The 1,813-nt window shown below is 69.1% G+C and carries 3 protein-coding genes and 1 pseudogene; 2 read left to right on the forward strand and 2 right to left on the reverse strand.

The genetic code is table 11. From position 1 onward, the window contains the following. Together ACTIFU_RS23635 and ACTIFU_RS23640 are read right to left on the reverse strand one after the other, a co-directional pair. A partial coding sequence (locus ACTIFU_RS23635) for a hypothetical protein (protein WP_439580779.1) occupies positions 1-193 on the reverse strand: 193 nt, incomplete at its 3' end. A gap of 4 nt (positions 194-197) precedes the next feature. After that, the gene (locus ACTIFU_RS23640; RefSeq protein ID WP_439580780.1) at positions 198-431 is read right to left on the reverse strand and encodes a sulfurtransferase TusA family protein; all 234 of its coding nucleotides are present in this window, start codon (positions 429-431) and stop codon (positions 198-200) included. A 64-nt stretch (positions 432-495) separates the two neighbouring features. Between ACTIFU_RS23640 and ACTIFU_RS23645 the strand changes: the two genes are divergently transcribed. Both ACTIFU_RS23645 and ACTIFU_RS23650 read left to right on the forward strand, forming a co-directional pair. Continuing rightward, positions 496-1,395, forward strand: a complete 900-nt coding sequence (locus ACTIFU_RS23645; protein ID WP_439580781.1) for an ROK family protein — start codon at positions 496-498, stop codon at positions 1,393-1,395. Then, positions 1,392-1,813: pseudogene (locus tag ACTIFU_RS23650) on the forward strand (DNA polymerase IV); the annotation flags it as partial. The gene ACTIFU_RS23645 and the pseudogene ACTIFU_RS23650, both read left to right, overlap by 4 nt.

The following is a 1,813-nucleotide window of genomic DNA, read 5'->3' on the forward strand; positions in this document are numbered from 1 at the left end:
CAGATGCGAGCCCAACGCCACCACCCAAAATCTCTCCAATATAAACCGCCACGTGTTTTCTGACCAAGATTCCATGACTTCTACAATACTGATAGTCAAAATAATGGGTCGCAATAGACAGCATAATACCAATAACTAAAAATAACAGCGCGGTCAGAAAATATACTTTCATTTCACCTAACGCTCTATTCAAGTGCCTACGCCTTTTCTTTCTTCATGATCACGAAGCTGAACACGCCGGCCGCCTCGCTGAACGCGACCAGGGCATGCCCGGTCGTTTCGCAATAGTTGCGGAAATCCTTGACCGACGCGGGATCGGTCGCCAGCACGCGCAGCCGCTCGCCGGCGGCGAGACCACGCAGCGCCTTGTTCGCGCGCAGCACCGGCAGCGGGCAGCTCAGCCCCTTCAGATCGAGCAGTGTCTCCCCCATGGCCGCACTCTGCGCCGCGGCCCCCCGCTTGAGCAAGACGGCGCCGCGGGGCCAGAGTGCGGGCATGCGCATCGGCATCGACCTCGGCGGCACCAAGATCGAGATCATCGCGCTGGACACGGAGGGGCAGGAACGCCACCGCGAACGCATCGCCACGCCCGGCGACTATTACGGCGTGATCGGCGCGATCCGCGGCCTGGTCGAGGCGGCGGAGGCCCGGCTCGGCGAGAGCGGCAGCGTCGGCATCGGCATGCCCGGCTGCATCAGCCCCGCGACCGGGCTCGTGAAGGGCGCCAACAGCGTGTTCCTCAACGGCAAGCCGTTCGACCGCGACCTTGCGGATGCGCTCGGCCGTCCTGTGCGCGTGACCAACGACGCCAACTGCTTCGCGCTCTCCGAGGCCTCGGACGGCGCGGCCGCCGGCAAGCGCGTGGTGTTCGGCGTGATCATGGGCACGGGCTGCGGCGGCGGGGTTGTCGTGGATGGGCGCGTGCTCGAGGGCCCGCACGCGATCGCCGGCGAGTGGGGGCACACGCCGCTGCCCTGGCCGTCGGCGGTGGAGGTGCCCGGACGGCGCTGCTGGTGCGGACGGTACGGCTGCCTCGAGACCTGGATCAGCGGCACCGGGCTCGCGCAGGACTGCGACGGGCCGGGCGCGCGCGACGCGGTCGCGGTGGAGCGCCGCTCCGAGGCCGGCGAGGAGCGCGCGCGCGCCGCCCTCGCCCGCCATGCCGACCGGCTCGCGCGCGGGCTCGCGGTGATCATCGACCTGATCGATCCGGATGCGATCGTGCTCGGCGGCGGCGTGTCGAACATGGCGCATCTCTACGAGGCGATCCCCCGTCTGCTGCCGGCTTACGTGTTCTCGGACGTCGTCACCACACCGGTGCTGAGGGCCAAGCACGGCGACAGCTCGGGCGTGCGCGGCGCGGCCTGGCTCTGGCGACCCGGCGAGGTGCCGTGATCCCGACGTTCTGCCGCAACTGCGACTGGCACGCGGCGGAGCGCGAGGACCTCCCCGCCTGCCCGCGCTGCGGCGGGACGCGCCTGGTGCGGCACGCGGAGCTCTTCTCCCTCGCGATCGCGCATCTCGACGCGGATGCGTTCTACGCGAGCGTCGAGAAGCGCGACCGGCCGGAGCTTGCGGCGGTGCCGGTGATCGTCGGCGGCGGCAAGCGCGGCGTCGTCACCGCCGCCTGCTACGTCGCGCGGCGCTACGGCGTCCGGTCGGCGATGCCGATGTTCAATGCCCTGCGCGCCTGCCCGGAGGCAGTGGTGATCCGACCCGACATGGCGAAATACGTCGCGGTCGGGCGCGACCTCCGCGCGCTCATGCAGCGGCTCACCCCGCTGGTCGAACCCCTGTCGATCGACGAGGCGGT

It is taken from the genome of Elioraea sp., assembly GCF_051860475.1.
Lineage (GTDB): Bacteria > Pseudomonadota > Alphaproteobacteria > Acetobacterales > Acetobacteraceae > Elioraea.

What these genes read in the sequence shown, in the direction of transcription:
- ACTIFU_RS23640 (WP_439580780.1), bottom strand. Translation starts at nt 431, where the DNA reads ATGGGGGAGACACTGCTCGATCTGAAGGGGCTGAGCTGCCCGCTGCCG.
- ACTIFU_RS23645 (WP_439580781.1), top strand. Translation starts at nt 496, where the DNA reads ATGCGCATCGGCATCGACCTCGGCGGCACCAAGATCGAGATCATCGCG.